The organism is uncultured Campylobacter sp. (assembly GCF_938045775.1).
In the GTDB taxonomy this organism is placed as follows: Bacteria; Campylobacterota; Campylobacteria; order Campylobacterales; family Campylobacteraceae; genus Campylobacter_B.
In genome coordinates this window covers 1-2180 of the sequence record NZ_CALIBH010000275.1, presented here as the reverse complement: position 1 = coordinate 2180, position 2180 = coordinate 1, and the positions used below count along the sequence as shown (strand labels likewise).

The window sequence follows — 2180 nt, the reverse complement described above, 5'->3', positions numbered from 1 at the left end:
AATGAGGCAAACAGGCTCGATGACGACGACGCGCCGCTGGATCTGTGAAATAGCGCTTAGACTAGCGCTGATCGTTAGCGTTTTTTGCTTCGCGCTTTACGCGCAGGATTTGGACGACGCGGGCTTTTGCGCGCTGGCGGCGTTTTGGGCTTACGCGCTATTTCGGGTGCTATTTAGCTTTTTTTACGAGGCGAAGCAGCGCGCCAATGCGGCGCTATTTCGCAGCGGCGGGATTTTGATTAAAATTTTTAGGGGCAGGCTTATAAGCGGGGTTTTAGCCTTCGCGGGCGCGATCCTCTTAAGCGTCACTTTGGCGCTAGGCCTAGCGGATCTGCGCGGCGCAGAGCTATTCGTGACGCTGGCGGCACTGCCTGCAGCTCTTGCTCTGATGCGCCTGGCGGTGCTGAAGCTAAGCCTAAAAGAGATTAAAAATCCCAGAATTTTATCGCTCAAACTTAGCATTTTGCTGCTCGCCGCGCTTGCCGTAGCGGTAAATTTCGCCATAAATTTAGCCTATTTGCGGCTCGCAGACGGCGCAGATGCTGCCGCACACTCTTTAAATTCCGCGATAAATTTTACTCCGCCCGCCCGCACCGCCGCATCCATGGGAAATTTCGCGACAAACGACGCTTCCGCGCCTGTCGGAAATTTTGCAACAGATAATGCCGCTAAAAATTCCGCCGCGAGCAACGCCGCTATAATTGTCGGAAATTCCGAGACTGATAATGCCGTCAAGCCCGCGCCGAACGCCGCTAAAAATCTCACCGCTTCGCCCGCAAATTTTAAAGCGAGCTCCGTCGGGGCGGTGTACGCCTCGGCTGAAAATTATAAGGCAGTTCCCGTCGCTACATCGCAAATCAACGCTAAAAATTCTACGACTAGCCCCGCCGTAGCGCGAAATTTAGCCCAAAATCCCTCCGCACCGAGTATGGCTGCCGACAGTTCCGCTGAAAAGTCCGCGACAAGCCCCGCATCGGTAGCCGAAATTTTTGAAATTTTAAAATCTACCGCGCCGCAAGCGCACTTCAGATCCGCTCTGCTAAATGAAATTTACGCTTTGAAATTTTACAAAAACGCGCTGTTTGATCTGGCGCTGTCGCAGAGCCCTAGCGCGCTGAAAATCGCTCTTTTGTTTCTAATCTGCGCGGGAGATTTCCTCTTTTACTGCGCGATTTTGCATCTTTGCGCCTTCGTGCTTTTTATGCCGCGGGCTGCGCCCAAAATAGGGCGCTTTAGCGGCACGATCTTTGCGCTTGCCTACGTCACGCTGTGTTTGATCTGCGCCGCGCAGATGCGTACGGCAGGCAGTGGAGCGGAGGGCGTACATCCTAAAAGCGCGGTTGAGACGGGCGTGCAGATCGTGCTGCAAAGCGGCGAGCGGCTGATCTTAAGCGCTCGCGAGGCGGACGCGCTAAGAGGCGAGCTAAACGCCACGCGCTTTGCCGCGGAAGCAAACGCCGCATCCGCGCTAAATAGCTACATCGACGCCGTTTACGACGAGGGCGCGAGGCTTAGCGCGCAGAAAATGGCGGATTTCAATTACTCGTTTCTGAGCGATTATCTGGTGCTGTGGCACGGCGTGTGGGACGATGATGCGGGGGCGTATCTGAATGAGAAATTTGCGCTCTTCGTGAGCGAAAGCTTCCCGAAAGATTTTGGCGAAAATATCGCTAAAATCGCTGCGGCAAACGTCAAGAATTATGAGAGTTCGCTAAATTTTACGCTCAAAAAATACGGCGCGAAAATCGATCTTAACGTCACGCAGAGCTTCAGCCTAAAAAGCAAGGCGTATCGCGCGAGCGGGACGGGGCTGGGGGCGCTGGGCGGCGTGCTGGGCGCAAAGCTGCTAAGCAAGAGCCTCGCTAAAACTGCGGCTAAAACGGGCGCAAAGACCCTTACCAAGGCGGGCGCCAGCGCGACCAGCGGTAGTGCGGGGCTCGTGTGCGGCCCCGGCGCGGTGGTGTGCGTGCCTGCGTTTGCCGTGGCTACGTGGTTTGGGTTGGATTTTGCGTTTGCCAAGGGCGACGAGGCGCTCAATCGAGAGGAGTTTGAAGCTGCGATCGTGCGCGATATGATGGCGGCGAAAGAGGAGCTAAAGCGCGCGCTGGCGGATGATTTCAACGCGACGATAGATGAAATTTCGAGTGAAATTTTAAATTTAGACGGGAAGTAGGGCGGCG

Annotated in this window: 1 protein-coding gene; it reads left to right on the top strand. The window is 55.0% G+C overall.

Annotated elements, in window-relative coordinates; translation table 11 throughout:
* On the top strand, window positions 1-2173 hold a 2173-nt coding region (locus Q0238_RS11430; protein WP_297946161.1), incomplete at its 5' end, for a hypothetical protein.
* Window positions 2174-2180: the final 7 nt, after the last annotated feature.